The following is a 26,231-nucleotide window of genomic DNA, read 5'->3' on the forward strand; positions in this document are numbered from 1 at the left end:
GAGCTCCGGGGAGGCGCGCGGCGCCACGCGGCACCCGCGCGGAAACGCCGCAGGGGCGCGCCGGAGGACCGACGCGCCCCTGCGGGCCCCAAGGGAAGAGTCAGAGCGACTTGCGGAAGGCCTCCGCCACCGCCAGGAAGATCGAGTTGCCCTCGGCCTCGCCGATCGACACCCGCACGCCCTCCGGGAACGGCCGCACGATCACGCCGGCCTCGGCGCACGCGGCGGCGAACTCCTGCGAGCGGTCGCCGAGCCAGAGCCAGACGAAGTTGGCCTGCGAGTCCGGGATCTCCCAGCCCTGGGCGCGCAGCCCGGCCACCACCCGGGTGCGCTCCTCGACCAGCGCCTCCACCCGCTCCAGCAGCGCCTCCTCGGCGCGCAGCGAGGCGACGGCCGCGTCCTGGGCGAGCCGGCTCACGCCGAACGGGGTGGCGACCTTGCGCAGCGCGGCCGCCACCGGCTCGTGCGCGATCGCGAAGCCGACCCGCAGGCCCGCCAGGCCGTACGCCTTGGAGAAGGTGCGCAGCACGCAGACGTTCGGGCGGTCCCGGTAGAGGTCGATGCCGTTGGGCACCTCGGGGTCGCGGATGAACTCGATGTAGGCCTCGTCGACCACGACCAGGACGTCGGCCGGGACGGCGTCCAGGAAGCGCTCCAGCTCGGCGCGGTGGATCACGTTGCCGGTGGGGTTGTTGGGGTTGCAGACGAAGACCAGCCGGGTGTTCGGGGTGATCGCGGCGAGCATCGCGTCCAGGTCGTGGTCGCCGTTCGCCTTGAGCGGCACCGGGACGGGGGTGGCCCCGGCGACGGTGGCGACGATCGGGTACGCCTCGAAGGAGCGCCAGGCGAAGATCACCTCGTCGCCCGGGCCGGCCGTGACGAGCACCAGCGACTGGGCAATGCCGACCGAGCCGGTGCCGGTGGCGATGTGCTCGGCGGGCACCCCGAAGCGCTCGGCCAGCACCGAGGTCAGCTCGGTGACGCCCATGTCGGGGTAGCGGTTGAACGAGCCGGCCGCCTTGACCGCCGTCTCCAGCACGCCGGGCAGCGGCTCGTAGGGGTTCTCGTTCGAGGACAGCTTGTAGGCGTCGGCGCCGGCCGGCTTGCCGGGCTTGTACGTGGGGATGCCGTCGAGGGTCGGCCGCAGCCGCGGGCCCTGCGCTGACGTACCACTGCTCACGGTCGTACTCCGTTTCCAGTTGCGGAACTCTCCGGTGCGCTCGCCCGCCACGGACGGGGTCGCCGCCGTGCCCGGGACCTCGTGACGCGTCCGGACCACCCCGGTCGGGTGCCTTGCACGATACCGACCGCCCTCACCCGTAGGAGTGAGATGCCCGGTCGGGTTACAGGCGCAGATCAGCCATTCTGCCCGGTTCCTTTGGCACATGTCAGAGGTAAGAGGCCTGGTTTCAGGCGGGTATCGAAGGGGCGCACCCCGGCTCACTCGTGGAGAAACGTATCTTTGCGGGCTCCCGATGCGCCGGTCACAGACCCTTGTCAGGAGCCATACGATCGGTCCGCCATGACAGCAGCAGCCAACCAGAGCGGTCGGCGTCCCACCACCTCACGGCGTCTGGAGCGGGCCGGCATCCGGGATGTGGCAGCAGCCGCCGGAGTGTCGATCACCACTGTCTCCGATGCGCTGAACGGGAAGGGCCGCCTGCCCGACGAGACCCGCAGCCGGGTGCGCGAGGTCGCCGAGCGCCTCGGCTACCGCCCCTCTGCGGCCGCCCGCACCCTGCGCACCGGACGGTCCGGCCTGATCGGCCTGACCGTCACGACCTACGGTGAAGAGCCGTTCACCTTCACCGAGTTCGCGTACTTCGCCGAGATGGCCCGGGCCGCCACCAGCGCCGCCCTCGGCCGCGGCTACGCGCTGGTGGTGCTGCCCGCCTCCTCCCGCCACGACGTCTGGGGCAACATCGCCCTCGACGGCACCGTGGTCATCGACCCGCCCGACCAGGACCCCCTGGTGAGCGAGCTGTACCGGTCCGGCGTCCCGGTGGTCAGCGACGGCAAGCCCGGCAACTGCCCGGTCACCGCCTGGGTCGACAACGACCACGAGGCCGCCGTGCTCGGCATCCTCGACCACCTCTCCGAGGCCGGCGCCCGCCGCATCGGCCTGCTCACCGGCACCAGCACCGACACCTACACCCGGCTCTCCACCGAGGCCTACCTCGGCTGGTGCGCCAAGGTCGGCCAGGAACCGGTGTACGAGACCTACCCGGCGCACGACCCGGCCGCCGGCGCCGTCGCCGCCGACCGGCTGCTCGCCCGGCCCGACCGGCCGGACGCCGTCTACGGGCTGTTCGACCCCAACGGCACCGACCTGCTGGCCGCCGCCCGCCGGTACGGCCTGCGGGTGCCGGACGACCTGCTGCTGGTCTGCTGCAGCGAGAGCGACGTCTACGCGACCACCGAACCGCCGATCACCACGCTCTCGCTCAAGCCGCGCAAGATCGGCACCACCGTGGTCAACCTGCTCATCGACGCGATCGAGGGCGTGGACTCCGGGACGGGCGTCGACATCGCCCGGCTCTTCCCGCCGCGGTTCCGCACCGCCGGCACCGGGCCGCCGCCGGGCACCCTGATGCCGACCGAACTGATCGTCCGCGCGTCCTCCCAGCGCCGGAGTCCGCGCACCACCGTCAGCCCGCCCCGGTCGCCGGGCGAGGTTTAGACCACCGCGCCGCGGCGGCCCCGGGACCGGGCCGCCGCGCCCGGGCAGAGCTGACGAGACCGTACCGAGCCGGGACAAAACGGACCTTGTGGGGCCGCCCGGCTGACGCTCCGGAGGATTGGATACCCACCAGGTGACGACGCCGGGAGAGTGGTCTTCCTATGATGGGCGAATGACACCCGAGGACCGCTTCCCCGGGCCTGAGCACCCCCACTCAGGCCCCCGCCACCAGCCGGACCTCGACGTGCTGCCGTACGGCACCTATTACGAACCCGATCCCTCCACCGGCTACCCCGCGGCCCCGTACGACGGGGAGACCCACGACGGGGAGACCTACAGCGGCTACGGCGGAGCCCGCTACCTGGAGCAGCACTGGCCCGCCGACGGCCAGGGTCACACCGTGCACGCCCAGGGGATCGGCATGGACCACAGCCCGGCCTTCGCGCAGCAGGGACAGGGCGGCTACGAGAACGGACCGGGGTACGAGGGGGGCCAGGAGCAGGGCGGGTACGACGGTCAGGAGCAGGGCGGGTACGAGGGCGGCCAGGAGCGGAGCGGGTACGAGGGCCAGGACCAGGGCGGCTACGAACCCACCCTGCCCGACCAGCCCTCCCCGGCGCTCCAGCTCGCCGGCCGCGACGACCCGCCGACCATCGAGCTCGGCCCGCCGCTGCCCGACCCCGCCGCGCCGACCTACCCGTACCCGGCCCCCGGCCCCGGCGAGCCCCCCGGCCCGGTCTACGTCGTCGGCGACGTCCACGGCTACCTGGAGGAGCTGCGCGCCGAGCTGCGCCACCAGGGCCTGATCGACGCCGACGGCCACTGGTCCGCCGGCCGCGCCCGGATCTGGTTCCTCGGCGACTTCACCGACCGCGGCCCCGACGGCATCGGCGTCATCGACCTGGTCATGCAGCTGGCCGCCGAGGCCGCCGCGGCCGGCGGCTACTGCCGCGCCCTGATGGGCAACCACGAACTGCTCTTCCTCGGCGCTGCCAAGTACGGCGACGAGCCCGTCCAGTCCACCGCCGGCACCGCCTCCTTCCTCGCCGCCTGGCGGCTCAACGGCGGCCAGCAGAACGACCTGGACCGCCTGGAGGCGCACCACATCAGCTGGCTCTCCCGGCTCCCCGCCATGGCGGTGGAGGACGGCCACCTGCTGCTGCACTCCGACACCACCGCGTACCTGGAGTACGGCGAGTCCATCCCCGACGTCAACGACGCGGTGCACAGCCTGCTCGCCGACGGCAGCGTGGACGAGTGGTGGGACTGCTTCCGCCGCTTCACCAAGCGGTTCGCCTTCCGCGGCGAAGCCGGGCCGCTGGCCGTCCACGAGCTGCTGGACACCTACGGCGGCAGCCGGATCGTGCACGGGCACAGCCCGATCCCGTACCTCACCGGCGCGGTGCACAACGACGACGGCCAGCCGCCGCACATCCCCGGGCCGTACGTGTACGCGGACGACCTCGCGGTGGCGATGGACGGCGGCGTCACCATGGAGGGGCGGCTGCTGGTCGCCCGGCTGCCCATCGGCTGACCGCCCGGCCGCCTGTCACCCGACCGCCCGACCGTACGCCAACTGACGCCAGGCATAGAACAGTTGTTCCCGGCGCCCGAACCGTCGCACGCGCGCGTCCGGGGGCGCGAAATTCCGGAAACCGACTGTCAGCCCGGGCGTGCCCGCCCCTACCATGAGGCACACCACACCCGGCCGCCCGTCCGGCGGCCCGCCTCCGCGCCCGTTTCGGCGTCCTGAGGGCCGTGCGCCCCCGGGGCCGAGCGAACGGGGTCCGCACGAACGGGGTCCCCATGACCAACCCCCCGCCCCTGCTCGCCGAGGACCGCCCGGAGTACGAGCGCCTCCTCACGGAAGCCCTGCGCGACCGCACCGTCCTCACCGCCCTGCGCGCACCCGGCGCGCTCGCCACCGCCGAACTGCGCCTCCGCGCCCTGCGCGACGCCGACCGCGTCAACGCCGCGGCCGCCACCGAGTACGCCCACTACACCCGGCTGCGCGAGGCCCTGCACAGCACGCCCCCGCCACCGCCCGGCGGCGAACCCGCCAACCCCGGGCTGCTCACCCAGCTGCGCACCGGCGGCGGCGGAGGCGGACCGTTCCCCGTCCTCACCGTGCTCACCCCGATCCTGGCCTGGGCCGCCGCCCTGTTCCTGCTGCTGATCGGCTACCTGCTGCGCGCCGCCGAGCCGGGCCTCGCCCTCGCCGGCTCCCTGGTCACGGCCGGCTGGGTGGCGCTCGCCGCCGGGGTCGCCGCGATGGCCATCGGCATCATCGGGCTGCTGCTCACCGCCCTGCGCGACGGCGCCGCCACCGCCCCGGTCGGCACCGACCCGGAGCTCGCCGCCGAACTCGGCGACGCCCACGGCGAATGGCGCACCGCGCTGCGCGAGCGCGGACTCCTCCCGTACCTGCTCGACGCGCTGCCGCCGGTGCCGGCCCCGGCGGCCCGACCCGGCGTCAGCCGCCCCGACGGCACCGGCCCCGACTTCAGCAGCCCGGACTTCACCGGCCCCGGCTACAGCTCACCCTCGTTCACCAGCCCCGGCGCCGAAGGACTCACCGACCGCGAAGGCCGCGTCCCCCGCCCGGCCGGCTTCACCCCACCCGACTTCACCGGACCCGGGTACACCCCACCCGACTTCACCGGACCCGACGAGGTCCGCTGAACCCTCCGCTCCCCGGCCGGCGCCCCCGGACCGGGGGACATCCCCACCCCCGGTCCGGGGGCGGCCACCATCGTCCCGGGCCCCGCTGCCCGCCAGGCTGGAACCCACGAGTGGAGCACGACCCGGGGGAGACCAGCGATGCGCACCGGACCCGTCCGACCGGCCCGAACCGGACCGGCCCTGCTGCTGGTCACCGCCCTGCTGGCGGCCCTGCTGGGGCTGCTCCCCGGCGTCGGAGCCGAAGCAGCCGCAGCCGAGGCGGCGGGCGGTCCGGTCCCCAGCCCGGTCGACTTCACCGGCGCCGGCGGCACCGTCCTGCACGGCCTGGTGCTGGCCGCGCCCGGCGCGAAGGCCGGCACCCCCGGCCCGGGACTGGTCATGCTCCCCGGGGCCGGCCCGGGCCCGCTCGCCGAGCTGCGGGCCGCCGCCGAGTCGTACGCGCGGCACGGCGTCACCGTCCTCGTCTTCGACAAGCGCACCGACGGCTACTCGACGACCCACCGGGACTACGGGCAGCTGGCCGACGACGCCCTGGCCGCCGTCCGGCTGCTGCGCGCCCGGCCGGAGGTCGCCCCGGACCGGGTCGGCCTGTGGGGCCTGTCCGAGGGCGCCTGGGTGGCCTCGCTCGCCGCCACCCGCACCACCGAGGCTGCGTACCTGGTCACCGTCGGGGCCGTCGGCCTCACCCCGGCCCGCCAGCAGGCCTGGGCGTACCGGGGCTACCTGCGCCACGCCGGCGTCTCCGGCTCGCTGGTCACCGCCCTCTCGGACACCTCCGTCCGCCTGCTCTCGGCGGCCGGGCTCTTCCCGGAGGCCGACTACGACCCGGTGCCGGTGTGGGAGCGGGTCCGGCAGCCCGTCCTGGCCGAGTGGGGCACGCTCGACCGCGAGGCCGCCCCCGAGGAGAGCGCGACGATCATCCGCCGGGCCCTCGACCGCGGCGGCAACACCCACTACACGCTGCGGACCGTCCCCGACGTCCGGCACAACCTGCACCTGACCCGGGACGACGGCTACGACCGGCCCGACCTGCTCCCCGCCGACTACGCCGGGACCGAGTCCGCCTGGATCCAGCGGCTCGCCACCGGCCTCCCCGCCGCCTCCGCCGACCCGGCCCCGCACCAGGACACCCGCAGCCTCGCGCTCGACCCGCTCCCCTGGTACGAGTCCACCTGGTTCGAGGTCGTCGCCACCCTGCTCTGCCTGACCGGCTTCGCGGGCTACGCGCTGAGCGGCGCCGTCCGCCGCCTGCGCCGCCGGCCGCGCCCGGCCGCCCTGCCCCGGGCCGCCCGCTGGGCCGCCCTCGCCGGAACGGCCGCCCTCCTGGGCGCCCTCGGCTACCTGCTCTTCCTGATGCTCACCGCCGCGATGTTCACCGGCCCGGTCCTGTTCGGCCGCCCGGTGGTCTGGCTGGCCGTCCAGCTGCTCGCGCTGTTCGCCCTCGGGGCGGCCGCCGTCGCCGCGGCCGGTGCCCGGCGGGAGCGGGCCGCCCTGACCGCCGCCTCCCTGGCCGACCGGGCGCGGCTGGGCGCCCTGCTGCTGGCCGGGCTGGTGTTCCTGCCCTGGGCCCTGTCCTGGGGACTGCTGCTGCCCTGACCCCCCGCCATCGGGGCAACGGCCCGCTCCCTCGCCCGGGGGAGCGGGTTCGGCCCGGATGAGGACGCCCCGGCCGGCCCGCTCCGGGAGGGTCGGAGCCGGTGGCGGACGGACCGCGTCCGCCCGGGTCGGGAGGCGGAACCATGGGCGCACGGACGATCGCGGCACGACTGCACGGCACCCCCGCACCGGGCGTGCCCCGCTGGGCGGTCCGCACCGGGTACGCGATCACCCTGGCCGTCCTGCCCTCCTGCCTCTGGCGGATCGGCGGCTTCATCGTCGGCCTGCCGCTGCTCGACCACGGCCCGACACCACCGGAGCGGGACCCCGCCCCGTTCGACGGAGGCTGGGCTTACATCCTCGCGCTCAGCGTGGTCAGCGAGGCGCTGGCCCTCCTCTGCTTCGGCCTGGTCGCCCGCTGGGGCGAGGTGTGGCCGCGCTGGATCCCCCTCCTCGGCGGCCGCCCGGTCCCGGTGCTCGCCGCCGTCGTGCCGGCCGGACTGGGCTCTGCGGTGCTGATGGTCTTCCCGTACGCGATGGTGATGTTCTCGCTCGGCCTGACCGTCCGGGGCGACCGGGGCGGGGTCGTCACCCACGGCTGGCAGACCGTCGTGTTCTGGATCGGCTACCTGCCGCTGGCCGCCTGGGGTCCGCTCCTCGCCGTGCTCACCGTGCACTACTACCGTCGGCGCAGGGCGAGTTGAACCGCTTCGGGGCGGGCGCGGTCAGTCCGTCGCCGGCGCGCGGAGCGGCGCGCCCCCGGGCCGCTCCGCGACGACGTCCGTCGCCGCCCGGACGAAGGCGCGGACCCGGGCGGTGGTGTTGCTCTCCAGCCAGACCGGGCCGCGCTCGATCGGGGGCGCGTCGTGGATCGGCACGTACGCGACGTCCGGGCGCGGGTAGTAGTGGCGGGAGTGCTCGCCGACCGGGAGGACGCCGCGGCCCATCGCGACCAGGCTGAGCAGCTCGGAGAAGGTGCCGCCGGACGGGCCCTTGGGCACCGGACGGCCGGACGGGGTGCGGTCGGGGGTGCGGTCGCGCTTGAAGCCCGCCGAGGTGACGGCCGGGTACTGCACCACCGGGTGGTCGGCGAGCACCTCGACCGACACCGACCGCTCCGCGGCCAACGGGTGCCCGGCCGCCACCGCGAGGACCCGCCGCTCGGTCAGCAGCACCGGCCCGCGGGCCATGCCGTCGAACGGGTAGGAGGCGATCAGGACGTCGACCGAGCCGTCCTCCAGGCTCGACCGGGAGTTGGACAGCTGCACCTCGCGCACGTCCACCCGGCAGTCCGGGTACCGCTCGCCGAACAGCGCGGCCGCCTTGAGCAGCACGGGCGCCGTCCACTCCCCGAGGAACGCCACCCGGAGCTCCCCGGTGACGCCCCGGGCGGCGTCCTCCGCCCGGCGCAGCGCCGCCTCCGTCGCCGCTACCACCGGCACCAGGTCCTCGGCCAACTGCCGCCCCACCGCGGTGAGTCGGACCGACCGGCTGGTGCGGTCGAACAGCTGCGCGCCGATCCGGCGCTCCAGTTTCCGCACCACCTGGCTGACCCGCCCCGTGGTCAGGTGCAGCCGCTCGGCGGTCCGCCCGAAGTGCAGCTCCTCGGCGAGCGCGAGGACGACCTCGATCTCCAGCCGCTCCAGCATCCCGGCCCCGCCCGCCCCTCGATCGTTGAATGCGGCTCAACGATCGTACGACGATCACGCGTTGATCAGGCCTCCGGCCAGGAGGATCGTGGAACCCGTCCCCAGCAGTCGCACCCGAGCGGAGCCGATCACCCATGCGCGTCGTAGCCTTCGACCACCTGGTCCTCAACGTCGCCGACGTCGAGCGTTCGCTGGCCTTCTACTCCGGCCAGCTCAGCCTCGCCCCCGTCCGGGTCGACGAGTGGCGGGCCGGCCGGGCGCCGTTCCCGTCCGTCCGGGTCGGCGCCGAGACCATCATCGACCTGGTCCACCGCCCCCGGCACGAGTCCAACGTCGACCACTTCTGCCTCACCGTCGAGCCCCTCGACTGGCAGGAGGTCATCGACGCCGGCACCTTCACCGTCCTCGAAGGCCCCGTCCCCCGCTACGGCGCCCGCGGCACCGCGACCTCCGTCTACGTCCAGGACCCGGACGGCAACACCGTCGAACTCCGCTGGTACCCCCAGGACACCGACCGCTGAGCGGCGCCGACCGCCGAAGGGCGCCGACCGCCGAGCGGCGCCGCCCCCGGCCCGTGCACCGGGCCGGGACGGCACGCGGCCGGCCGCCGGGTCAGCTCCGGCCGGCGAGGTGCTCGACCAGCCGGTCGAAGCTGGAGTTCAGCCCCGCCTCGGCCTCCGGGCCGCGGTACATCTCCGGCACCCCGGTCTGGTGCAGCACCACCCGGGTGCGGCCCTCGTCGAGCCCGGTGAAGGTGAGGGTGGACCGCATGCCCGAGCCCTCCTCCACCATCGCGAAGAACTCGCCCGCCCGGATCTCGGTGATCTCCGCCTTCAACGGGTACCGGTCGCCGGTCTCGTCGACCACCATGGTGCTGTCGTAGCGCCCGCCCTCCTTCGCCTCGATGGTCACGGTGTCCAGCGGCACGTGGGTGCCGACCGGACCCCAAAAGCGGACGAACTGCTCCGGCTCGAAGTACGCCTCGAACGCGGCGGCGGGGGCGCCCGGCAGCTCGCGGGTGATGGTCAGCTCGCCCAGGTTCTCGGTCATCTCGGAATCTCCTCCGTGGTCACGTCTGTCGCTTGCACAGGGGTAGACCGGGACCGCCCCGAGAACTCATCGCTCCCCGCGAAAGTTTTTCCGACGAGTTCTCCGGAGCTCTTCCGACGAGCTCTCCTGAGCCTGACCCGGAGCCGGTGCCCGCTGCCCGCTGCCCGCTGCCCGCTGCCCGCTGCCCGCGCAGCGCCGACGGCCGTCAGCCGAGCAGGAGTTCCGCCGCCGGGGTGTGGTTCCCGGTCGCGGAGGCGCCGGCCATCGCCGAGGCGGCCGTCGTCGGGTCGGTGCCGGGCGGCACCACCAGCAGCAGGAAGTGGTCCTGGAGGCCCCGGGTGACGCTGATCGTCGCGTCGCTGCCCGGGAACCAGTTGATCCTGATCATCAGGCCGTTCGCCATCACGGACCGGGGCACACCGTCCCACGCCGAGGTGTCGAGGCCGACCCGGAGGATGCGCCCGAAGTGGGCGCCGAGCGCGGTGATCAGGTCCGGCAGTTCGGTGCTGACCTGGTTCGAGCGGGGCCACCAGGCCCCGTCGAAGACACCCTCCCGCGACTGCGTCGGCTCCAGCTCCAGGCGCGGCAGCAGCGGCGCACCGGGCACCGTCCACGGCCCGGTGGGCGAAGGGTTGGGGAGGGGGATCGGCATCATCTGAGGCCGCCCGTCCGGTCCACGAGGGACCCGTCATGACCCAGGGCGACGTCGACGCTGATGCCGGTGTGCGGAATGTCCTTGGCTGCCTCCCACGCTACTCCGCCACGGCCTCCCCCGGGCCGACCGCCGCCCCGCTCTCCGCCCCGTCCCGCGCACCGCCCGCCGCCCCGTCCGCCCGGGGAGTAGCCTCGGAGACATCCAGGGCAACCCGCATCCCGGTCCCGTTCCGGCTTCGTTCTGGGTGAAGGACAGCCCGGCAGGCCCCGCTCCGGCGGGCGGCCGGAGACGGGAAGCGGTGAACGCCGTGACCACTCACTCGCCCCAGCCCGCACGACCCTGCCACGGCCTCACGGTCGCCGATGCCATGGACCCCTGCGACTACCAGATAGCCGACGACAGCACCGTCGACCAGGCCGACGACGTCCTCCGCGGCGCCCACCTCGACTACCTGCTCGTCCGCGGCCACGACGGCCGCTGCGAGGGGCTGGTCACCCGCACCGGACTCCATCCGTTCCTCACCCGCTCCTGGTACGCCGAGCGGACCGCGATCAGCTCGACCACCCACCAGCGAGGCCCGTTCGCCTGGCCGACCATGGGCCTGGCCCTGGCCGCGATCGCCATGCGGGTCAAGCACCTCGCGGTCTGGCCCGTCGTCGACGAGGACGGCTACATCCTCGGCGCGCTGACCGCGGACCGCGCCGCCGGCCTGCTCGCCCCCGACCTGGTCGTCACCGTGCCCGCGTGACCCCGCCCCGCCGGCTCATGACGGGCCCGGGCCCGGGGCGAGCAGCCGGCGCAGTGCCGTGGGTGTGTGCCCCACGTGCTCGCGGACGACGCGGGTCAGGTGCGCCTGGTCGGCGAAGCCGAGCTGGGCCGCCAGGGCGGCGAGGCCGGGTTCGCCCTCGACGATCCGGTCCATGGCCCGGGTGACGCGTACGCGGTTGCGGTAGCGGGTCAGCGAGACGCCCGTCTCCCTGGAGAACACCCGGCTCAGCCGGTAGGGCGACACCTCCAGCAGCGCGGCCAGCGCGCAGAGCCCACCGGCCTCCGGGGCCTCCTCGATGATCGCCTCGCGCGCCGCCGCGGCCAGCGCCCGGTCGGCCGGCCGGCCTGCCCGCCGGGAGCGGGCGGTCGGCTCACCGACAGCGGCCGCGACGAGGCGGAGCAGTTCCTCCGCCAGCGCGTAGTCGATGTCGCCGGTGCCCGCGGCGGCGACCAGACGGCGGTGGGCGAGGTCGACGCGCGCGTCGACGTACACCGTCGTCGCGGCGGGCGGGCGCCCGAGCAGGGAGGGCTCGAACCTGACCGACGTGCAGACGTCGCCGCCGGCCGGGTGCGCGAAGCGCTCCTGCTCGCCGGGCGCGCCCAGGTAGGCCGTGGTCGCGTCCAGATCGGTGTCGGTGCCGTCGGCCGACCGCCGGAACCTGCCGCGTCGCACCAGCACCAGGCGGTGGTCGTCGCGGCTCTCCGGCCGCGACCACCGGGTGTGGTCGGAGCGGCACCCCACCACGGTCACGGTGAACTCCGGCCGGGCGGCGAGGGTCGATGCGGACAGCATGCCGCGGACGGTACCCGCCGGGTACGACAGGACGGCCCGCAAGGATCTTCAAGACCTCCGGTGCCGTCACCCCGGATGCTGGGGCCCACGTGACGACAGGAAGGGAGCCATCCATGGCCGTCCACGCGGAGCTCACCGCGATCACCATCGACTGCGCCGACCCCCGGGCCCTCGCCGGGTTCTACCGCCAGGTCACCGGCTGGGACCTCGGGCAGGCCGACGACGACTTCGTCCAACTCGGCGCGGGGCCGGTCCGGTTGGCCTTCCAGCGGGTCGCCGGCTACCGGGGGCCCGGCTGGCCCGACGCCGCGAAGCACGCCCACCTCGACTTCGCCGTCGCCGATCCCGAGGCCGCGGTGCAGGAGCTGCTCGCGGCGGGGGCGACCAGGCCGGATTTCCAGCCCGGCGAAGGCGATTGGACCGTTCTCGCCGACCCCGAGGGCCACCTGTTCTGCATCGCTTCGGCCTGACGAGGAGTCGACCACCCATGGCCTCGATCCACAAGGAACTCGTCATCGACGCCCGCCCCGAAGCGGTGTGGTCGGTGCTCAGCGACTACGGCGCGGTGCACGAGCGGCTGGCACCCGGGTTCGTCACCGACACCCGGCTGAGCTCGGACACGCGCACCGTCACCTTCGCCGACGGCACGATCGTGCTCGAACGGCTCGTCGACCTCGACCACGAGGCGATGCGGGTCGCCTACACGGTCGTCGGCGGCAGCCTCCACCCGTCCCACCACCACGCGTCCATGCAGGCCCTTCCGGAGGCCGGCGGCCGGACGAGGTTCGTGTGGCACACCGACGTCCTACCCGAGGCCCTGGCCGCACCGATCGCCGAGTCCGTCGAGCACGGTTCGGCGGTGATCCGCCGCACGCTGGAGGCCGCCGCACCGATCGCCGGCCCCGACGCCGGGAGGTAGCGGAGGACCGCGAAAGCGCCGCCCCGAGCTGATCGGGGCGGCGCTCCGGCGTCCCGGGTCAGTCCACCAGCGGGAGGTAGACCTTGTTGCCCTGGGCCGCGAACTCGGCGGACTTCTCGGCCATGCCGGCCAGCGCCTCGGCGTCGAACTCGCTGGAGACGGCGGTGGATCCGTCGCCGTGCTCGTCGCGGATCTTCTGGGAGATCTTCATCGAGCAGAACTTCGGGCCGCACATCGAGCAGAAGTGCGCGGTCTTGGCGGGCTCGGCGGGGAGGGTCTCGTCGTGGAAGTCGCGGGCGGTCTCCGGGTCGAGGGCCAGGTTGAACTGGTCCTCCCAGCGGAACTCGAAGCGGGCGTCGGAGAGGGCGTCGTCCCAGGCCTGGGCGCCGGGGTGGCCCTTGGCCAGGTCGGCGGCGTGGGCAGCGATCTTGTAGGTGATCACGCCGGTCTTGACGTCGTCCCGGTTGGGCAGGCCCAGGTGCTCCTTGGGGGTCACGTAGCAGAGCATCGCGGTGCCCCACCAGGCGATCATCGCGGCGCCGATGCCCGAGGTGATGTGGTCGTAGCCGGGGGCGACGTCCGTGGTCAGCGGGCCGAGGGTGTAGAACGGCGCCTCGTCGCAGATCTCCTTCTGGAGATCCATGTTCTCCCGGATCTTGTTCATCGGGACGTGGCCCGGGCCCTCGATCATCACCTGGACGTCCCGCTCGCGGGCGATCCGGCCGAGCTCGCCGAGGGTCTTCAGCTCGGCGAACTGCGCCTCGTCGTTGGCGTCCGCGATCGAGCCCGGACGCAGGCCGTCACCGAGCGAGAAGGTGACGTCGTAGGAGGCGAGGATGGAGCAGAGCTCCTCGAAGTTGGTGTAGAGGAAGTTCTCCTGATGGTGGGCCAGGCACCAGGCCGCCATGATCGAGCCGCCGCGCGAGACGATGCCGGTCTTGCGGCGCGCGGTGAGCGGGACGTAGCGCAGCAGCACGCCGGCGTGGACGGTCATGTAGTCGACGCCCTGCTCGCACTGCTCGACGATGGTGTCCCGGTACACCTCCCAACTCAGCTCCTCGGCGCGGCCGTCCACCTTCTCCAGGGCCTGGTACAGCGGCACGGTGCCGATCGGCACGGGGGAGTTGCGCAGGATCCACTCGCGGGTGGTGTGGATGTTGCGGCCGGTGGAGAGGTCCATGACGGTGTCGGCGCCCCAGCGGGTGGCCCAGGTCATCTTCTCCACCTCCTCCTCGATCGAGGAGGTGACGGCCGAGTTGCCGATGTTGGCGTTGATCTTCACCAGGAAGTTGGTGCCGATGACGGCCGGCTCCACCTCGGGGTGGTTCACGTTGACCGGGATGACGGCCCGGCCGCGGGCCACCTCGGCCCGCACGAACTCGGGCGCCAGGCCCTCGCGCAGCGCCACGAACTCCATCTCGGGCGTCACCACGCCCCGCTTGGCGTAGGCGAGTTGGGTGACGGCGGCACCACCGCGGCCGCGCAGCGGACGGCGCGGGCGGCCGGGGAAGACGGCGTCCAGGTTGCGCAGGTTCCCGCCGCGCGGCGAGGTGTGCTTGATCCCGTCGTCCTCGGGGCGCGACTCGCGGCCGTCGTACTCCTCGACGTCGCCGCGCTGGCGGATCCAGGGGTCCCGCAGCGCGGGCAGGCCGCGCCGCACGTCGGGCTCGTACGACGGGTCGGTGTACGGGCCGGAGGTGTCGTACAGCGGGACGGTCCCGCCGTTGGTGAGCCGCACCTCGCGGTACGGGACGCGCAGGTCGGGGCGCGATCCCTCGCGGTAGGCCTTGTGCCAGGCCGGGGTCGGGTAGCCGGTGCGCTCGCTGCTGGGGGCGCTCCGGACAGACTGCGGCTGTGCTTCGAACGTGGTCATCTGACCTCTACTCCCTACGCCGGCATTACCCGGTCAGGTTCCTGCGGTCGACGCAGCCGTCGGTCCGTCCGTCGACGTCCCGGTCAGCGTCCTCTCAGCCCGGTGCTCCGAGCTCCCGCGTCGCAGGCGGTGTTGCCTGCACACGACGCCCAACACCGTAGCGAGCGGATCGCCGCAGGTCCAGAGCGCCTCACGGGCCGGCGGCGGGTCCGCTTCGACGGCACCCCAGTGGCCGAAAGTGTCCGAACGCACCCTCATAATGCTCACGAATGCTCCGCAGGCACTCCACCGGGTCGCGCACGGCCCCTCCGTGCGGGCGACCGGCCCGGGGTGTCGCGGCTCTGACGATTCTTGGGGGAAGTACTCCGTGCGCATCCGTCACGCGGCCGGCCTGAGCGCCGCCGTGGTCTCCGCCGTGGTGGGCCTGCCACTGCCCGCGGTGGCGGCCGAACCGGCCGCAGTCCTGTACGTCGAAGGCTCCAACTCCGCCTGCTCGAACAGCGGTCCGGGCACCCGGGCGGTTCCGTTCTGCACCGTCCAGGCCGCCGCCGACCAGGTGCTGCCGGGCCAGACCGTGGAGGTCGCGTCGGGCACCTACGCCGAGGACCTGACCGTCCGGCGCTCCGGCGAGCCCGGCAGGCCGATCACCTTCCGCGGCGCCGGCCGCCTCGCCCTGAAGAAGACCCTTCCGGTCATCACCGGTCCGCAGAAGCAGGCGGTGCGGATTTCCGGCCAGCACGACGTCGTCTTCTCCGGCTTCGACGTGACCCACTTCGAACTCGACGGGGTCAGCCGGGTCGAGCTCTCCGGAAACCTGATCGAGCAGCCGAACGGCGACGTCCTCCGGCCGGCCGTCAACGTCACCGGCGCCAGCGACCACGTCCGGGTCGAGCGCTCGATCGTCAGTCTGGCCAGCGGCGGCGTGAAGGTCGGGCCGGGCATCTCCGGGACAGTGATCGCCGGCAACGACTTCAACTCCACGTTCGGGTCGGCCGTGTCGCTGACCGACGCGCCGAACACCGTCATCACCCACAACACGGTGCGGTTCCAGTGGTCGGTGTCGACCGCCTTCGACTTGGCCGGCGCGTCCCACCACGCGACGATCACGAACAACCTCGCCGACATGTCCGTCGTCCGGGTGTCGGCCGGCTCGACCGAGGGCACCGTCCTCGACTACAACACCATCCAGCCCCCCGGGCTCGGCCACATCCCCACCTACGAGTGGGGTGGCACCAAGTACCAGTGGGCCGAGAACCTGAAGGCCGCGACCGGCCAGGGCGGCCACGACCTCAACGTCAGCGTGCAGTTCGACCCCGACCTGTGGGGGTACTCGATGCCGGTGGCCGCCCTCGGCTGGCTGCCCAACGGCGTGATCGACTCCGCCGGCCCCGAGGTGCCCGGCGTCTCGGCCGTCGACCTGCTCGGCCACGGCGCGACGGACCACCCGGACGTCCCCAACACCGGCCCGAACGGCGGTTTCCGCGACCGCGGCGCGTACGAGGTCGTCGGCTCCTTCAAGACCGACCTCAAGGTGACCCCGGAGACCGGCTCCGACCCGCTGGCCGTCACGGTCGACGCCAACCCCGTCGTCCCGTCGCGGATCACCGACTACTCCTACGACTTCGGCGACGGCACCACCGCGTCGGGGCCGAACCGCCCCACCGTGCGTCACGTGTACGCCAAGCCCGGCGACTACCGGGTGCAGCTCACGACCACCGACGAGTTCGGCGCCAGCCGGACGGATGTGCAGTGGAGGAAGGTCGACTACACCCCGGCCGGCTACACCGCGATCGCGCCGACCCGCATCCTGGACTCCCGCCAGCCGGGCGGCCGCTACCCGCGGCTCGGCCCCGGCGAGACCATCGATCTGGACCTGCGCAACCGCGTCTCCGGCTCGGCCGGCACCCTGGTGCCCCCGGGCGCCACGGCCGTCGTGCTCAACCTGACCGCCACCGAGGGCACCGCCGACAGCCACCTGGACGTCTACCCGTCCGCCGCCGCCCGGCCGACCACCTCGAACGTGAACTTCGGCCCCGGCCAGGACGTCGCCAACCTGGTGACCGTGCCGATCGGCCCGGACGGCAGGGTGGTGGTGCGCAACAACGCGGGCTACGTGCACACCGTCGCCGACGTCCTCGGCTACTTCACGGCCGGCAGCCCCGACCGCTTCACCTCCGTCGCCCCGGCCCGGCTGCTCGACACCCGCTCCGACGCCACCCCGCTGACCGGAGGCACCCCCCGACGGCTCCAGGTGGCCGGCGCCGGCGGCGTCCCGGCGGGCGCCACCTCGGCGGTGCTCAACGTGACCGCCACCGAGTCCGCCTCGGCGGGCTTCGTCACCGTCTACCCCGGCGGAACCCAGCGCCCCGCGGCCGGCTCCAACCTCAACACCGCCCCGGGCCGGAACATCCCCAACCAGGTGGTGGTCCCGCTGGGCGCGGACGGCAGCGTCGAGCTCTTCACCAACGCCTCCAGTTCGCACCTCGTGGTCGACGTCTTCGGCTACTACGGCCCGGACGGCAAGGGCCTGTTCACCCCGGTCCCCCCGACCCGTCTGCTCGACTCGCGGGGCAACGTCACCTTCACCCCGTTCTCCACCCAGCAGGTCCGGGGCGTGCCCTCCGGCGCGACCGCCGCGGTGGTCAACCTGACGGCGACCGGCACCACCGGGGCCACCCACCTCACCGCGTGGGCGTCCGGGACGCCCCAGCCCGACACCAGCAACCTGAACGCCAGCCCGGGGCTGGACGTCTCCAACCACACCACCGTCCCGGTCGACGACGGAGGCCGGTTCGACATCGCCAACCACGCCGGCACCACCCAGGTCATCGCCGACCTCTTCGGCTACTACCGCAACCAGTAGCAGCACTCCGGACACCGGAGAACGCCAGAGGCCCGGCTCCCCGTCTCGCGGGGGGCCGGGCCTCAGGGCGGCGGTCGGGGCGGCCGGTCAGCTCTTGGCCGCCTTCTTCACCAGGACCACCACGGCGGCCGCGATACCGACCACCACCAGCAGCTTGATCACGATCGAGAGCAGTGCGCCGACGACGCCGAACACGAAGGCGACGATGTTCCAGGCCAGCACCAGGACCAGCACCGGGATGACGATGTTGCGCACCCAGGAGGGCAGCGACTTCCAGAGCTCAGCCATGTCGGTTCCTCTTCTCCCCTCGGGTCGGCCGCCGTCCGGTGCCGCATCCCGCTTGCTTTCGGTACTTCGATCGTACGGTGGCGCGAGTGCCGGAACGAGGCCCAACGGCCCGGAGAGAACCCCGAGATCCCCCCGATCCCGACCCCCCGGGTGACCCCCGAGAATTCCTCCGACGCGGCACAACCCCCGGCCTTCCGGAACGTCCTACCTAGTGCCGGGACCATGCCCTCCCGGCGCCGTCTACCAGGGGGGAACCCGACCCATGCGGGCCAGCACAGCCATGTCCACCGCCGCTCTCGCGGCGCTCAGCCTCACCGTCGCGGCCCTCGCCGCGGTGCCCGCGACCGCCGCCCCGGCCACCGCCCCGGCGGCCGCCACCGCTGCCGCCGGCACAGCCCCCGGCGCCACCGCACCGGCCGGATTCGTCGGGATGGCCCCGACCCGGATCCTGGACACCCGCGCGGGCAACCCGGCGACCCACAGCGTCTGGCCGGTCCAGGAGGGCGAGTACTACTCGACCCCGATCGCCACGGGCTGCCACAACCACCCCCCGCAGGAGTGCTACGGCGTCATCCCGGCCGACGCCACGGCCGTGGTGGTCAACGTGACCGTGACCGACCCGACCGCCGACAGCTTCGTGACGGTCAGCGGCACCCCCGGCACGCCGGGCACCAAGCCCGCCACCTCCAGCATCAACTTCAGGGCCGGCCAGACCATCTCCAACCTGGTCACGGTCGCGACCGGCCCGGTCAACCGCTTCGTCCCGTGGCTCACCCTGTACAACAACGCGGGCACCGCCCACGTGGTGCTCGACGTGGTCGGCTACTACAACCCCACGGCGACCGACAAGTACGGCCCCCTGACCCCCACCCGGATCGCCGACAGCCGCGACAACGGCACCGCCGGCCGGCTCCGCGGCGACGAGATGCGCTCGTACCTGGTCGCCAGCCCCGAGCTGGGGACCGCGGACGCCACCTCGGTGATCCTCAACGTCACCGCGACGGAGGGCACCTGGGACAGCTTCCTGACCGCGTACCCGACCGGGACGATCCGGCCCACCAACGGCTCGAACGTCAACTTCCCGGCGGGCACGACGGTTTCGAACCGCGTCGTGGTGCCGGTCGGGCCCGACGGGAGGATCAACCTCTACAACCACGCCGGCTGGGTGCACGTCATCGTCGACGTCGTCGGCTACTACGGACCGTCCGGAAAGGGCCTGTTCAGCGCGCTCAAGAACCCGGTGCGGGCCTTGGACACCCGGAACGGCTACTCGGTGGCCACCGGGTCGACCGTGCAGGTCCAGGCCGTCCCCACCGACGGCTCCGTGCCGAACGCCATGGGGGTCGAGACGAACGTGACGGCCACCAACGTCCTCGCGGACGGCCACCTCACCGTCTTCCCCGGGCCCGGCCAGGCGCCGAACACCTCCACCCTCAACGTGAGGGCGGCGCGGGACACCTCCAACTCGGCGACCACCGCGGTGACCCCCGAGGGCAGGTTCTCCGTCTTCAACCACGGGTTCGGGCTGGACCTCATCGCCGATGTGAACGGCTACTACGTCACCGGCTGAGCCGGCCACGATCCCGCCCGGCCCGCCGGCCCCGGAGCACCCGGGTCGGCGGGCCGGGCGGGGCCCGCGACGAGCGGCGTCCGGGCACCCCGCCGGGAATTCCGCCGGAGGGGCACAACCCCGGGCGGCCCGATGCGTCCAACCAGTACTGGAAGCAAGCCCGTCCAGCACCGTCGACCCCCGGGGGGATCCGATCATGCGGGCCAGAACAGCCATGTCCCTCGCCGCCCTGGCGGCGCTCGTCCTCACCGCCCCGGCCCTCGCCGCCGTCCCGGCGACCGCCGCACCCGCCGCGGCACCTGTCACCGCCCCGGCCGCCGCCACGGCCGCACCCGACGTCACCGCACCGGCCGGGTACGTCGGGATGTCCCCGATCCGGGTCCTGGACACCCGCGACGACAGCAAGGTCCCGGAGACCCGCACCGCGCGGCCGCTGCGGGCCGGCGAGTACTTCTCGACCCCGATCGCCACGGGCTGCCTCAACCCCCCGCGGCAGGAGTGCTTCGGCGTCGTCCCGACCGATGCCACGGCCGTGGTGGTCAACGTGACCGTGACCGACCCGACCGCCGACGGCTTCGTCACGCTCGGCTCCGCCCCCGGCGCGCCGGGCACCAAGCCCGCCACCTCCAGCATCAACTTCAGGCCCGGCCAGACCGTCTCGAACCTGGTCACGGTCGCGACCGGCCCGGTCAGCCACGACGTCCCGTGGCTCACCCTCTACAACAACGCGGGCACCACCGACGTCGTCCTCGACGTGGTCGGCTACTTCCGGACCGCGGCGACCGACACGTTCCGCCCGCTGTACCCGAGCCGGATCGCCGACAGCCGCCGCGACACCACCGGCCGGATCGACACCGACTCGGTGCGCAGCTACCACGTCGCCCGCACCGAGCTGGGGACCACGGACGCCACCGTGGTGGTCCTCAACGTCACCGCGGTCGACGGCTACCGGGACGGCTTCCTGACCGCGTACCCGGCCGGGGAACCCCGGCCCGACGCCGGCTCGAACGTCAACTTCCCGGCGGGCTCGACGGTCGCGAACCGCGTCGTGGTGCCGGTCGGCCAGGACGGCAGGATCAACCTCTACAACCACGTCGGCCCGGTGCACGTCGTGGTCGACATCGTCGGCTACTACGGACCGTCCGGCAAGGGCCGGTACAGCGCGCTCAGGACACCGGTGCGGAGCCTCGACTCCCGGCTCGGCGGCGGACCGGTGCCGGGGTCGGGCACCCGGATGATCCAGGCCGTCCCCACCGACGGCTCCGTACCGAACGCCTTCGCCGTCGAAGCCAACATCACGGCCACCAACGTCCTCGCCGACGGCTACCTCGCGGTGACCCGCGAACCGAACCTGCAGACGGGCACCTCCACCGTCAACGTGGTGCGGGGGCAGACCACCTCCAACTCGGCGACCGCCGAGGTGCTCGAAAGCACGGGCACCTACGCCGTCTACAACCACGGGGCCGACCTGGACCTCGTCGCCGACGTGAACGGCTACTACGTCACCGGCTGACCAGGCACCGTCCGCCCGTCGCCCGGGGCGTCCCGGACGGCGGGCGGACGTTCCCGGACGGCTCAGACCGGCCAGCGCTCGCCGCGCCAGGCGGCGTCCCAGAACATCCACTCGTAGCGCGAGGTGGTCACGAAGTGCCCGACCACCTTCCGGCGTTCGGCCGCGGACAGCTCCTCGCCCAGCCGGTCGGTGAGCGCCAGCACCCGGCGGACCACCGACTGGAAGGCCTCGTCGCCGTAGGTGGAGATCCACTTGGCGTACAGCGGGTCGGGCGAGCCCTGGGCGAGCAGCGCCTCGCCGACCCGGGCGTAGATCCAGTAGCAGGGCAGCACCGCGCCGAGCGCCTCGGCGAAGGAGCCGCCGTAGACGGTGGCCAGCAGGTAGCTGGTGTAGGCCCGGGTGGTGGGCAGCACCGGCTCGGCGGCGGCCTCCTCGGCGCTGCCGCCGAAGGCGGTCAGGAACTCGGCGTGCATGCCCTGCTCGGCGGCCAGCGCGCCGACCGCGTCGTCGGCGAAGGCCCGGACGTCCTCCTCGCCGGGCGCCTTGGCGGCGCAGACGGCGAGCGCGCGGGCGTAGTCGCGCAGGTAGTGCGAGTCCTGGACGACGAAGTGGCGGAAGGCCTCGCGCGGCAGGGTGCCGTCGGTGAGCCCGGCCAGGAAGGGGTGGGCGAGGATCTCGGCGTACACCGGCTCGATGGCCGCCCAGAGTTCTTCGGTCAGCGTCTTGGTGCTCATGACGCGACCCTAACCGCCGGGGCGGCTGGTCCTCCGGCCAGCGTGCCGCCGTCCGCCCTCGTCCCCGGGCCCGTCCGTCCACCTCCCGGACCAGGGGCATTCAGCACGACCCCGCCGTGTGGTGGTTCCGCCGGGAGGGTGGTTCCTGTCAGGCTTGGGCGGCATGAAGGGTTTCCTCATCAAGACACTGATCAACGCGGCGGCCATCTGGGTCGCCGCCTGGATCGTCAGCGGCATCCAACTCGCCCAGGGCAAGGCCGACTGGCAGCACAAGGCGCTGACGGTGCTCGGCGTCGCCGTCGTGTTCGGCGTGGTGAACTGGCTGATCAAGCCGGTGGTCAAGCTGTTCTCGTTCCCGCTGTTCATCCTCACGCTGGGACTGATCACCTTCGTGATCAACGCCCTGATGCTCCTGCTCACCTCCTGGGCCTCCGGGAAGCTGAGCCTGGACTTCCACGTGACCAACTTCGGCTCGGCGCTGGTCGGTTCACTGATCATCAGCCTGGTCGCGTGGGGCCTGCACCTGGCCCTGGACGACGACTGACCGGTGCCGTGCGGACGGCCGAAAGGGGCCCGCACCCGGGTGTTGCCACCGGGTACGGGCCCCTTCGCCGTTCCTGTGCGACCGCGGCCGGGGCGATCACCCCGCGTTCTCACGCCCCTTGAGCAGGTCCGCGAGCTGGGCGTCGATGTCCCGCCCGGAGAACTCCTGCCCCATCGGCACCAGCCGGTCGGTCCGCGCCAGGAAGGCGATCAGCGGCGCGGACGAGGCGCACAGCAGGGCGTCCCCGTCGGGGGAGTGCAGCACGATGCGGACCTCCGAGAGCTCGTCGCCGACCGGGCGGATGTGCACGTCGCCCTCGCCCGCCGGTCCGCTGATCCCGTCGAGCAGCAGCTCCCGCGCGAAGTACCAGGTGACCGGGGCGTCGCCGGGCAGGTGGAAGGTGAGCCGGACGGCGTACGGGTCGTCGGCCTCGTACGCCAGGTCCACCGGGAGGCGGAAGGAGAGCTCGTGCGAGACCACGAGGTTCATCACCAGGTGACCCTGGACTGTGCTGTGCTGCATGGCGCCAGTACCTCTCGTTCTGCCCGCGCCGTCGGTTCGCTTGGTCCGATGGCGGCGGACATGTTTTCGACGGTTTTTGTGACGGTTTATGCAACCAATCCACGTTCGATCATCATCGTCCATGTTTGGGGATGTAGTGGACAAGGCGTGCTTTTTCAAATGGTGAACGAGCCGGAGCAGGTCCAGACCAAGTGGTGTCAGAAGATGAACGACGGACTCATCGCCCCGACCCCGCGCCGCAGTTGGCACGCGACGGAGACCAGCCGGTCGGCCCGCTCGACCGGGAGCGACAGGGCCATCGTGGCGACCACCGGGCCGATGGTGATCGGGACGGCCGCGCAGACCGTGCCGAGCGCGTACTCCTGACGCTCCAGCACCGGCATGGTCGGCCGCAGCGAGGCGAGCCGGCGCAGCACCGCGGTCTCGCCGGTGAGGGTCGACGGGGTGAGCCCGGCCGGCGGGTGGCGGGCGAGGTGGTCGCGGCGCTCCTCCTCGGGCAGCTGGCCGAGCAGGCACTGGCCGATGGCGTGCGCGTGGGCGGTGGCCCGGAAGTCCGCCCAGGGCTCGACGGCCGGGCGGTTCGGGTCCTCGGCCACGTCCACCACGTGGACCTCGCCGTCCCGGTACAGCGCGAAGTAGACCGCGGCGCCGAGCTCGTCCCGTAAGGACCGCATCCGCGTCCGCAGGTCGGGGTCGCCGCACCGGCCGCGGGAGCGGGCTATGCCGTCGAGCGCCTCCCCGTGGAAGAAGCGCCCCTCGGAGCGCCGCAGGTAGCCCTCGTGGGCCAGGGTCCGCAGCAGGTGGTAGGCCGTGCCGAGGGGCAGTTCGGCGGCCCGGGCCAGCTGCTTGGCGGTCGCGCCGCGCCGGAAGCCCCCGACGGCCTCCAGCAGCCGCAGCGCCCGCTGGACGGAGCCGATCAGGGTGGGCCCGCGGTCCACCTCGGGCGGCCGCGGCGCGGCGGGTCCGGCCTCCCGCGCGGTCCCGAGCGGTCGTGCCGCCTCGAACGGTTGCTCTCCGAACGGGTGCTCCCCGAACGGTCGTGCTGTCTCGAACGGTTGCGTCTTCTCGAACGGCTGTGCGATCCGATCCATGACACCCAACCCCCAGCCCGAGTCCCTCGTACAGGTCCGTGCCCAGAACGGGCATGCGGAACGAAACCTCCGATTTGCCCGATAGCTGCTCATTGCAGCACAGCGGGACCCCGAACGGATGCACCCGACCGGGTCGGCGTTTCGACCCGTTCCCGGCGTGTTTCGACCCGTTCCCCGGGTTTCGTTCCTCCCCCGGCGCGGGAGACTTCCGCACAACGCGCCAGTCCCGGAGGTGGCCATGGGCCCCGAGAACCGCACCGCGCCACCGCGCCCGGTCGTGAAGCGCACCGCGCGGGCGATCCTGCTGGAGCTGGACCCGGACGATCCGTACGGCCCGGCCTCGATCGTGCTGATCCGGCGGGTCCGGCCGGACTCGCCGCACCCGTACTGGATCACGCCCGGCGGCGGGGTCGAGCGGGAGGACCGGACGGTGGTCGAGGCGCTGCACCGCGAGGTGGACGAGGAGCTCGGCGGCAAGGTCGTGGACGTGGTGCCCGCCTTCGTCGACACCATCAGCCACACGCACCATGACGACGGCACCCCGCTGCACCCGCACGGGGTCAAGGTGCAGCACTTCTTCGTCTGTCGGCTCGCCTCGATGGACCTCGACCGACGGCACGGGCCCGAGGTGACCGACCCCAACGGCGAGTACGAGGTGGTCCGGCTGCCGTTCACCCGCGAGGGCGTCACCTCGGTCAACGTGGTCCCGCCCCGGCTGCGGGCGTACCTGGCGGCCAACATCGAGGGCATCCGGGCGCTCCTCGCCCCCGACCTCGGGTGATCACACGGCGGCCGGGTCGCCGACCGGGTCGTGCCGGATCAGCTCGGCCGGGACCCCGGCCCGCAGCAGCACCCCGACGCCCCGGCGCACCATCGCCGGCGGCCCGCTGAGCACCGCCTCGCGACCGGTCCACGGGCCGAACCGGCCCACCGCATCGGGCAGTTCGCCGGTCATCAGCCCGCCGGCCAGCAGTTCGCCGCCCAGCGGGCCCCCGGCGTGGCCGCCGCCGGAGAGCACCGGACGGACCGTCAACCAGGGGTGGCGAGCGGCCAGTTCGCGCAGCCCGTCCAGCGCGTACAGCTCCTCGGCCCGGCGGGCCCCGTAGAACACCTCGACCCGGCGGCCGGACGCACCGTGCTCGGCGGCCTCCTCGACCAGGGCGCGGACCGGCGCGATCCCGGTGCCGCCGCCGAGGCAGAGCAGGTCCCGGCCGGCCGCGTGGTCCACGGTCATCGCGCCGGCCGCCGGGCCGAGCCGCAGCACGTCCCCGGGCGCGGCCCGGTGGACCAGCGCGTTGCTCACCCAGCCCGCCTGGACGGCCTTGACGTGGAAGGTCAGCAGCCCGTCCGGGCGGGGCGCGCCGGCGAAGGAGTAGTGCCGCCAGACCCGCGGCCACCAGGGCGTCTCCAGCGCGGTGTACTGCCCGGCCCGGAACGGGTAGGCCTGGTCCGGCCGGACGGTGACCACCGCGACGCCCCGGGTGCGGCGCTCGTGCCGGACGATCTCGCCCTGCCACCAGGCCGGCGAGGTGCGGGCGTCCTCCTCGGCGGCCTCGATCATGGCCGAGGAGATCATCCGGTAGGCGCGGCGCCAGGCCGACTCGGCCTCGGCGTCCCAGCGGTCGCCCGCGTACCGGGCCAGCGTTCCCACCAGGCACTCCTCCACCACGGCGTAGTGCCCGGCCAGCGCCCCGTACCGGCGGTGGGACCGGCCGAGCCCGGCCAGCGTGGCGCGCAGGGCCGCCGGCCGGTCGAGCTCGCGGACCACGGCCAGCAGGGTGCGGAACAGCCGCTCGCGGTGGACGTCCATGGCGGCGGGGAAGGACGAGCGGAGCTCGGGGTGGCGCAGGAAGAGCAGCGCGAAGAAGTGCGCGGTGGCCCGGTCGGCGACCGGCTCGACGGCGGCGAGGCCGGCCCGGACCAGCCCGACCTCCCGGGCGGTGAGCGGCCGGCGGGCGGTGGCCTGGTCCTGCCCGGCGGCGGGGAGCGCGGCGGCGGGCTGCCCGGCGGGGGTCCGTACGCCCCAGGCGTCGCTCCACCGGTCGCCCGGGCCGACCCGGTTGAGGCCGGGAGCGTCGGCGAACAGCGGGCGGAAGTCGGCGGCGGGGGCGGGAGCCGGGGCGTGGACGTGGACGTGGGCCGGAGCCGGGACGAACGGCGGTTGCGGCGGCCGGACGGGCTCCAGCAGCGACACCGGCGGCAGCACCTCCGTCGGTGCCTCCGCCGCCACCAGCGGCGGCAGGTCCGGCGGGGCCACGGGCATCGGCGGGGCCAGGGGCGCAGGCGGGTCCAGGCGCACCGGCGGGGCCAGGGGCGCAGGCGGGTCCAGGGGCACCGGCGGCCGGGCGACCGCCTCCCGCGACGGGCCCCCGTCGGGCGCGGACTGCCGCAGGCCCGGGACGGACGAGACCCCCGCCGAGCCGTGCCCGGTACGGACCAGG

The 26,231-nt window shown here is 73.7% G+C and carries 25 protein-coding genes; 14 read left to right on the forward strand and 11 right to left on the reverse strand.

Going from position 1 to position 26,231, the window contains the following annotated elements:
• Window positions 1–100: 100 nt before the first annotated feature.
• Complete coding sequence (gene hisC, locus ACWDD9_RS02980) at window positions 101–1,180, reverse strand: histidinol-phosphate transaminase (protein WP_049651240.1); 1,080 nt, start codon at window positions 1,178–1,180, stop codon at window positions 101–103.
• A 342-nt stretch (window positions 1,181–1,522) separates the two neighbouring features.
• Here hisC and ACWDD9_RS02985 point away from each other — a divergent pair, with 342 nt between their 5' ends.
• From ACWDD9_RS02985 to ACWDD9_RS03005, 5 genes are all read left to right on the forward strand, one after another.
• Window positions 1,523–2,680 carry a LacI family DNA-binding transcriptional regulator gene (locus ACWDD9_RS02985; protein WP_074001983.1) on the forward strand — a complete coding sequence of 386 codons (1,158 nt, stop codon included), beginning with the start codon at window positions 1,523–1,525 and terminating at the stop codon, window positions 2,678–2,680.
• Window positions 2,681–3,101: 421 nt separating this feature from the next.
• The gene (locus ACWDD9_RS02990) at window positions 3,102–4,214 is read left to right on the forward strand and encodes a metallophosphoesterase (protein WP_449810735.1); all 1,113 of its coding nucleotides are present in this window, start codon (window positions 3,102–3,104) and stop codon (window positions 4,212–4,214) included.
• A 272-nt stretch (window positions 4,215–4,486) separates the two neighbouring features.
• A complete protein-coding gene (locus tag ACWDD9_RS02995; protein WP_449810654.1) occupies window positions 4,487–5,362 on the forward strand; it encodes a hypothetical protein in 876 nt (291 codons plus the stop codon).
• Between the two features lie 138 nt (window positions 5,363–5,500).
• A complete protein-coding gene (locus ACWDD9_RS03000) occupies window positions 5,501–6,958 on the forward strand; it encodes an alpha/beta hydrolase family protein (RefSeq protein ID WP_449810655.1) in 1,458 nt (485 codons plus the stop codon).
• Between the two features lie 143 nt (window positions 6,959–7,101).
• Window positions 7,102–7,662: a hypothetical protein gene (locus tag ACWDD9_RS03005; RefSeq protein WP_449810656.1), complete on the forward strand. Its 561-nt coding sequence runs from the start codon at window positions 7,102–7,104 to the stop codon at window positions 7,660–7,662.
• A gap of 21 nt (window positions 7,663–7,683) precedes the next feature.
• Here ACWDD9_RS03005 and ACWDD9_RS03010 read toward each other — a convergent pair whose 3' ends face one another.
• Window positions 7,684–8,607: a LysR family transcriptional regulator gene (locus tag ACWDD9_RS03010; protein WP_449810657.1), complete on the reverse strand. Its 924-nt coding sequence runs from the start codon at window positions 8,605–8,607 to the stop codon at window positions 7,684–7,686.
• Between the two features lie 134 nt (window positions 8,608–8,741).
• On the opposite strand from ACWDD9_RS03010, the gene ACWDD9_RS03015 reads away from it, so the two are divergent.
• Window positions 8,742–9,128, forward strand: coding sequence for a VOC family protein (locus ACWDD9_RS03015; RefSeq protein ID WP_449810658.1), 387 nt, complete (start codon window positions 8,742–8,744; stop codon window positions 9,126–9,128).
• Window positions 9,129–9,219: 91 nt separating this feature from the next.
• Here ACWDD9_RS03015 and ACWDD9_RS03020 read toward each other — a convergent pair whose 3' ends face one another.
• Together ACWDD9_RS03020 and ACWDD9_RS03025 are read right to left on the reverse strand one after the other, a co-directional pair.
• A complete protein-coding gene (locus ACWDD9_RS03020; protein WP_049659222.1) occupies window positions 9,220–9,657 on the reverse strand; it encodes an SRPBCC family protein in 438 nt (145 codons plus the stop codon).
• A gap of 205 nt (window positions 9,658–9,862) precedes the next feature.
• On the reverse strand, window positions 9,863–10,312 hold the full coding sequence (locus ACWDD9_RS03025; protein WP_375876529.1) for a DUF5994 family protein: 450 nt from the start codon (window positions 10,310–10,312) through the stop codon (window positions 9,863–9,865).
• 307 nt (window positions 10,313–10,619) lie between these two features.
• Between ACWDD9_RS03025 and ACWDD9_RS03030 the strand changes: the two genes are divergently transcribed.
• On the forward strand, window positions 10,620–11,060 hold the full coding sequence (locus ACWDD9_RS03030; protein ID WP_380740717.1) for a CBS domain-containing protein: 441 nt from the start codon (window positions 10,620–10,622) through the stop codon (window positions 11,058–11,060).
• Window positions 11,061–11,075: 15 nt separating this feature from the next.
• Here ACWDD9_RS03030 and ACWDD9_RS03035 read toward each other — a convergent pair whose 3' ends face one another.
• Window positions 11,076–11,873 carry a helix-turn-helix domain-containing protein gene (locus ACWDD9_RS03035; RefSeq protein WP_449810659.1) on the reverse strand — a complete coding sequence of 266 codons (798 nt, stop codon included), beginning with the start codon at window positions 11,871–11,873 and terminating at the stop codon, window positions 11,076–11,078.
• Window positions 11,874–11,986: 113 nt separating this feature from the next.
• Between ACWDD9_RS03035 and ACWDD9_RS03040 the strand changes: the two genes are divergently transcribed.
• Complete coding sequence (locus ACWDD9_RS03040) at window positions 11,987–12,343, forward strand: VOC family protein (protein ID WP_449810660.1); 357 nt, start codon at window positions 11,987–11,989, stop codon at window positions 12,341–12,343.
• A gap of 17 nt (window positions 12,344–12,360) precedes the next feature.
• Window positions 12,361–12,792, forward strand: a complete 432-nt coding sequence (locus ACWDD9_RS03045; RefSeq protein WP_449810661.1) for an SRPBCC family protein — start codon at window positions 12,361–12,363, stop codon at window positions 12,790–12,792.
• A 58-nt stretch (window positions 12,793–12,850) separates the two neighbouring features.
• Here ACWDD9_RS03045 and thiC read toward each other — a convergent pair whose 3' ends face one another.
• Window positions 12,851–14,665 carry a phosphomethylpyrimidine synthase ThiC gene (gene thiC, locus ACWDD9_RS03050; RefSeq protein WP_375876532.1) on the reverse strand — a complete coding sequence of 605 codons (1,815 nt, stop codon included), beginning with the start codon at window positions 14,663–14,665 and terminating at the stop codon, window positions 12,851–12,853.
• Between the two features lie 367 nt (window positions 14,666–15,032).
• Here thiC and ACWDD9_RS03055 point away from each other — a divergent pair, with 367 nt between their 5' ends.
• Window positions 15,033–17,528, forward strand: a complete 2,496-nt coding sequence (locus tag ACWDD9_RS03055) for a PKD domain-containing protein (RefSeq protein ID WP_449810662.1) — start codon at window positions 15,033–15,035, stop codon at window positions 17,526–17,528.
• A gap of 87 nt (window positions 17,529–17,615) precedes the next feature.
• On the opposite strand, the gene ACWDD9_RS03060 is transcribed toward ACWDD9_RS03055, so the two are convergent.
• Entirely contained in the window at window positions 17,616–17,816 is a 201-nt protein-coding gene (locus ACWDD9_RS03060) for a DUF5326 family protein (RefSeq protein WP_049653234.1), read from the reverse strand.
• Between the two features lie 262 nt (window positions 17,817–18,078).
• Here ACWDD9_RS03060 and ACWDD9_RS03065 point away from each other — a divergent pair, with 262 nt between their 5' ends.
• Both ACWDD9_RS03065 and ACWDD9_RS03070 read left to right on the forward strand, forming a co-directional pair.
• Entirely contained in the window at window positions 18,079–19,386 is a 1,308-nt protein-coding gene (locus ACWDD9_RS03065) for a hypothetical protein (protein WP_416876056.1), read from the forward strand.
• A 196-nt stretch (window positions 19,387–19,582) separates the two neighbouring features.
• Entirely contained in the window at window positions 19,583–20,899 is a 1,317-nt protein-coding gene (locus ACWDD9_RS03070; RefSeq protein WP_449810663.1) for a hypothetical protein, read from the forward strand.
• 62 nt (window positions 20,900–20,961) lie between these two features.
• Here the strand turns inward: ACWDD9_RS03070 and tenA are convergent, their stop codons facing one another.
• Window positions 20,962–21,633 (reverse strand): thiaminase II, encoded by a 672-nt coding sequence (gene tenA / locus ACWDD9_RS03075; protein WP_049653239.1) that lies wholly within the window; start codon window positions 21,631–21,633, stop codon window positions 20,962–20,964.
• Window positions 21,634–21,796: 163 nt separating this feature from the next.
• On the opposite strand from tenA, the gene ACWDD9_RS03080 reads away from it, so the two are divergent.
• Window positions 21,797–22,177: a phage holin family protein gene (locus tag ACWDD9_RS03080; protein WP_049653241.1), complete on the forward strand. Its 381-nt coding sequence runs from the start codon at window positions 21,797–21,799 to the stop codon at window positions 22,175–22,177.
• A gap of 96 nt (window positions 22,178–22,273) precedes the next feature.
• Here ACWDD9_RS03080 and ACWDD9_RS03085 read toward each other — a convergent pair whose 3' ends face one another.
• The gene (locus ACWDD9_RS03085; RefSeq protein ID WP_049653243.1) at window positions 22,274–22,699 is read right to left on the reverse strand and encodes an SsgA family sporulation/cell division regulator; all 426 of its coding nucleotides are present in this window, start codon (window positions 22,697–22,699) and stop codon (window positions 22,274–22,276) included.
• A 197-nt stretch (window positions 22,700–22,896) separates the two neighbouring features.
• Window positions 22,897–23,790: an IclR family transcriptional regulator gene (locus ACWDD9_RS03090; RefSeq protein ID WP_117488791.1), complete on the reverse strand. Its 894-nt coding sequence runs from the start codon at window positions 23,788–23,790 to the stop codon at window positions 22,897–22,899.
• 238 nt (window positions 23,791–24,028) lie between these two features.
• Between ACWDD9_RS03090 and ACWDD9_RS03095 the strand changes: the two genes are divergently transcribed.
• Entirely contained in the window at window positions 24,029–24,571 is a 543-nt protein-coding gene (locus ACWDD9_RS03095) for an NUDIX domain-containing protein (protein ID WP_049653246.1), read from the forward strand.
• Here ACWDD9_RS03095 and ACWDD9_RS03100 read toward each other — a convergent pair whose 3' ends face one another.
• Entirely contained in the window at window positions 24,572–26,053 is a 1,482-nt protein-coding gene (locus ACWDD9_RS03100) for a globin domain-containing protein (RefSeq protein WP_449810664.1), read from the reverse strand. It lies immediately after the preceding gene.
• Window positions 26,054–26,231: the final 178 nt, after the last annotated feature.

This window comes from Kitasatospora sp. NPDC001119, assembly GCF_053598475.1.

Bases quoted from the DNA above. Each gene is read 5' to 3' on its own strand.
- ACWDD9_RS03040 (WP_449810660.1), top strand. From the start codon at position 11,987: ATGGCCGTCCACGCGGAGCTCACCGCGATCACCATCGACTGCGCCGAC.
- ACWDD9_RS02990 (WP_449810735.1), top strand. From the start codon at position 3,102: ATGGACCACAGCCCGGCCTTCGCGCAGCAGGGACAGGGCGGCTACGAG.
- ACWDD9_RS03015 (WP_449810658.1), top strand. From the start codon at position 8,742: ATGCGCGTCGTAGCCTTCGACCACCTGGTCCTCAACGTCGCCGACGTC.
- tenA (WP_049653239.1), bottom strand. From the start codon at position 21,633: ATGAGCACCAAGACGCTGACCGAAGAACTCTGGGCGGCCATCGAGCCG.
- thiC (WP_375876532.1), bottom strand. From the start codon at position 14,665: ATGACCACGTTCGAAGCACAGCCGCAGTCTGTCCGGAGCGCCCCCAGC.
- ACWDD9_RS03080 (WP_049653241.1), top strand. From the start codon at position 21,797: ATGAAGGGTTTCCTCATCAAGACACTGATCAACGCGGCGGCCATCTGG.
- ACWDD9_RS03090 (WP_117488791.1), bottom strand. From the start codon at position 23,790: ATGGATCGGATCGCACAGCCGTTCGAGAAGACGCAACCGTTCGAGACA.
- ACWDD9_RS03095 (WP_049653246.1), top strand. From the start codon at position 24,029: ATGGGCCCCGAGAACCGCACCGCGCCACCGCGCCCGGTCGTGAAGCGC.
- ACWDD9_RS03025 (WP_375876529.1), bottom strand. From the start codon at position 10,312: ATGATGCCGATCCCCCTCCCCAACCCTTCGCCCACCGGGCCGTGGACG.
- ACWDD9_RS03100 (WP_449810664.1), bottom strand. From the start codon at position 26,053: ATGCCCGTGGCCCCGCCGGACCTGCCGCCGCTGGTGGCGGCGGAGGCA.
- ACWDD9_RS03060 (WP_049653234.1), bottom strand. From the start codon at position 17,816: ATGGCTGAGCTCTGGAAGTCGCTGCCCTCCTGGGTGCGCAACATCGTC.
- ACWDD9_RS03045 (WP_449810661.1), top strand. From the start codon at position 12,361: ATGGCCTCGATCCACAAGGAACTCGTCATCGACGCCCGCCCCGAAGCG.
- ACWDD9_RS03085 (WP_049653243.1), bottom strand. From the start codon at position 22,699: ATGCAGCACAGCACAGTCCAGGGTCACCTGGTGATGAACCTCGTGGTC.
- ACWDD9_RS03065 (WP_416876056.1), top strand. From the start codon at position 18,079: ATGCGGGCCAGCACAGCCATGTCCACCGCCGCTCTCGCGGCGCTCAGC.
- ACWDD9_RS03000 (WP_449810655.1), top strand. From the start codon at position 5,501: ATGCGCACCGGACCCGTCCGACCGGCCCGAACCGGACCGGCCCTGCTG.
- ACWDD9_RS03005 (WP_449810656.1), top strand. From the start codon at position 7,102: ATGGGCGCACGGACGATCGCGGCACGACTGCACGGCACCCCCGCACCG.
- ACWDD9_RS03035 (WP_449810659.1), bottom strand. From the start codon at position 11,873: ATGCTGTCCGCATCGACCCTCGCCGCCCGGCCGGAGTTCACCGTGACC.
- ACWDD9_RS02985 (WP_074001983.1), top strand. From the start codon at position 1,523: ATGACAGCAGCAGCCAACCAGAGCGGTCGGCGTCCCACCACCTCACGG.
- ACWDD9_RS03010 (WP_449810657.1), bottom strand. From the start codon at position 8,607: ATGCTGGAGCGGCTGGAGATCGAGGTCGTCCTCGCGCTCGCCGAGGAG.
- ACWDD9_RS03020 (WP_049659222.1), bottom strand. From the start codon at position 9,657: ATGACCGAGAACCTGGGCGAGCTGACCATCACCCGCGAGCTGCCGGGC.
- ACWDD9_RS02995 (WP_449810654.1), top strand. From the start codon at position 4,487: ATGACCAACCCCCCGCCCCTGCTCGCCGAGGACCGCCCGGAGTACGAG.
- ACWDD9_RS03070 (WP_449810663.1), top strand. From the start codon at position 19,583: ATGCGGGCCAGAACAGCCATGTCCCTCGCCGCCCTGGCGGCGCTCGTC.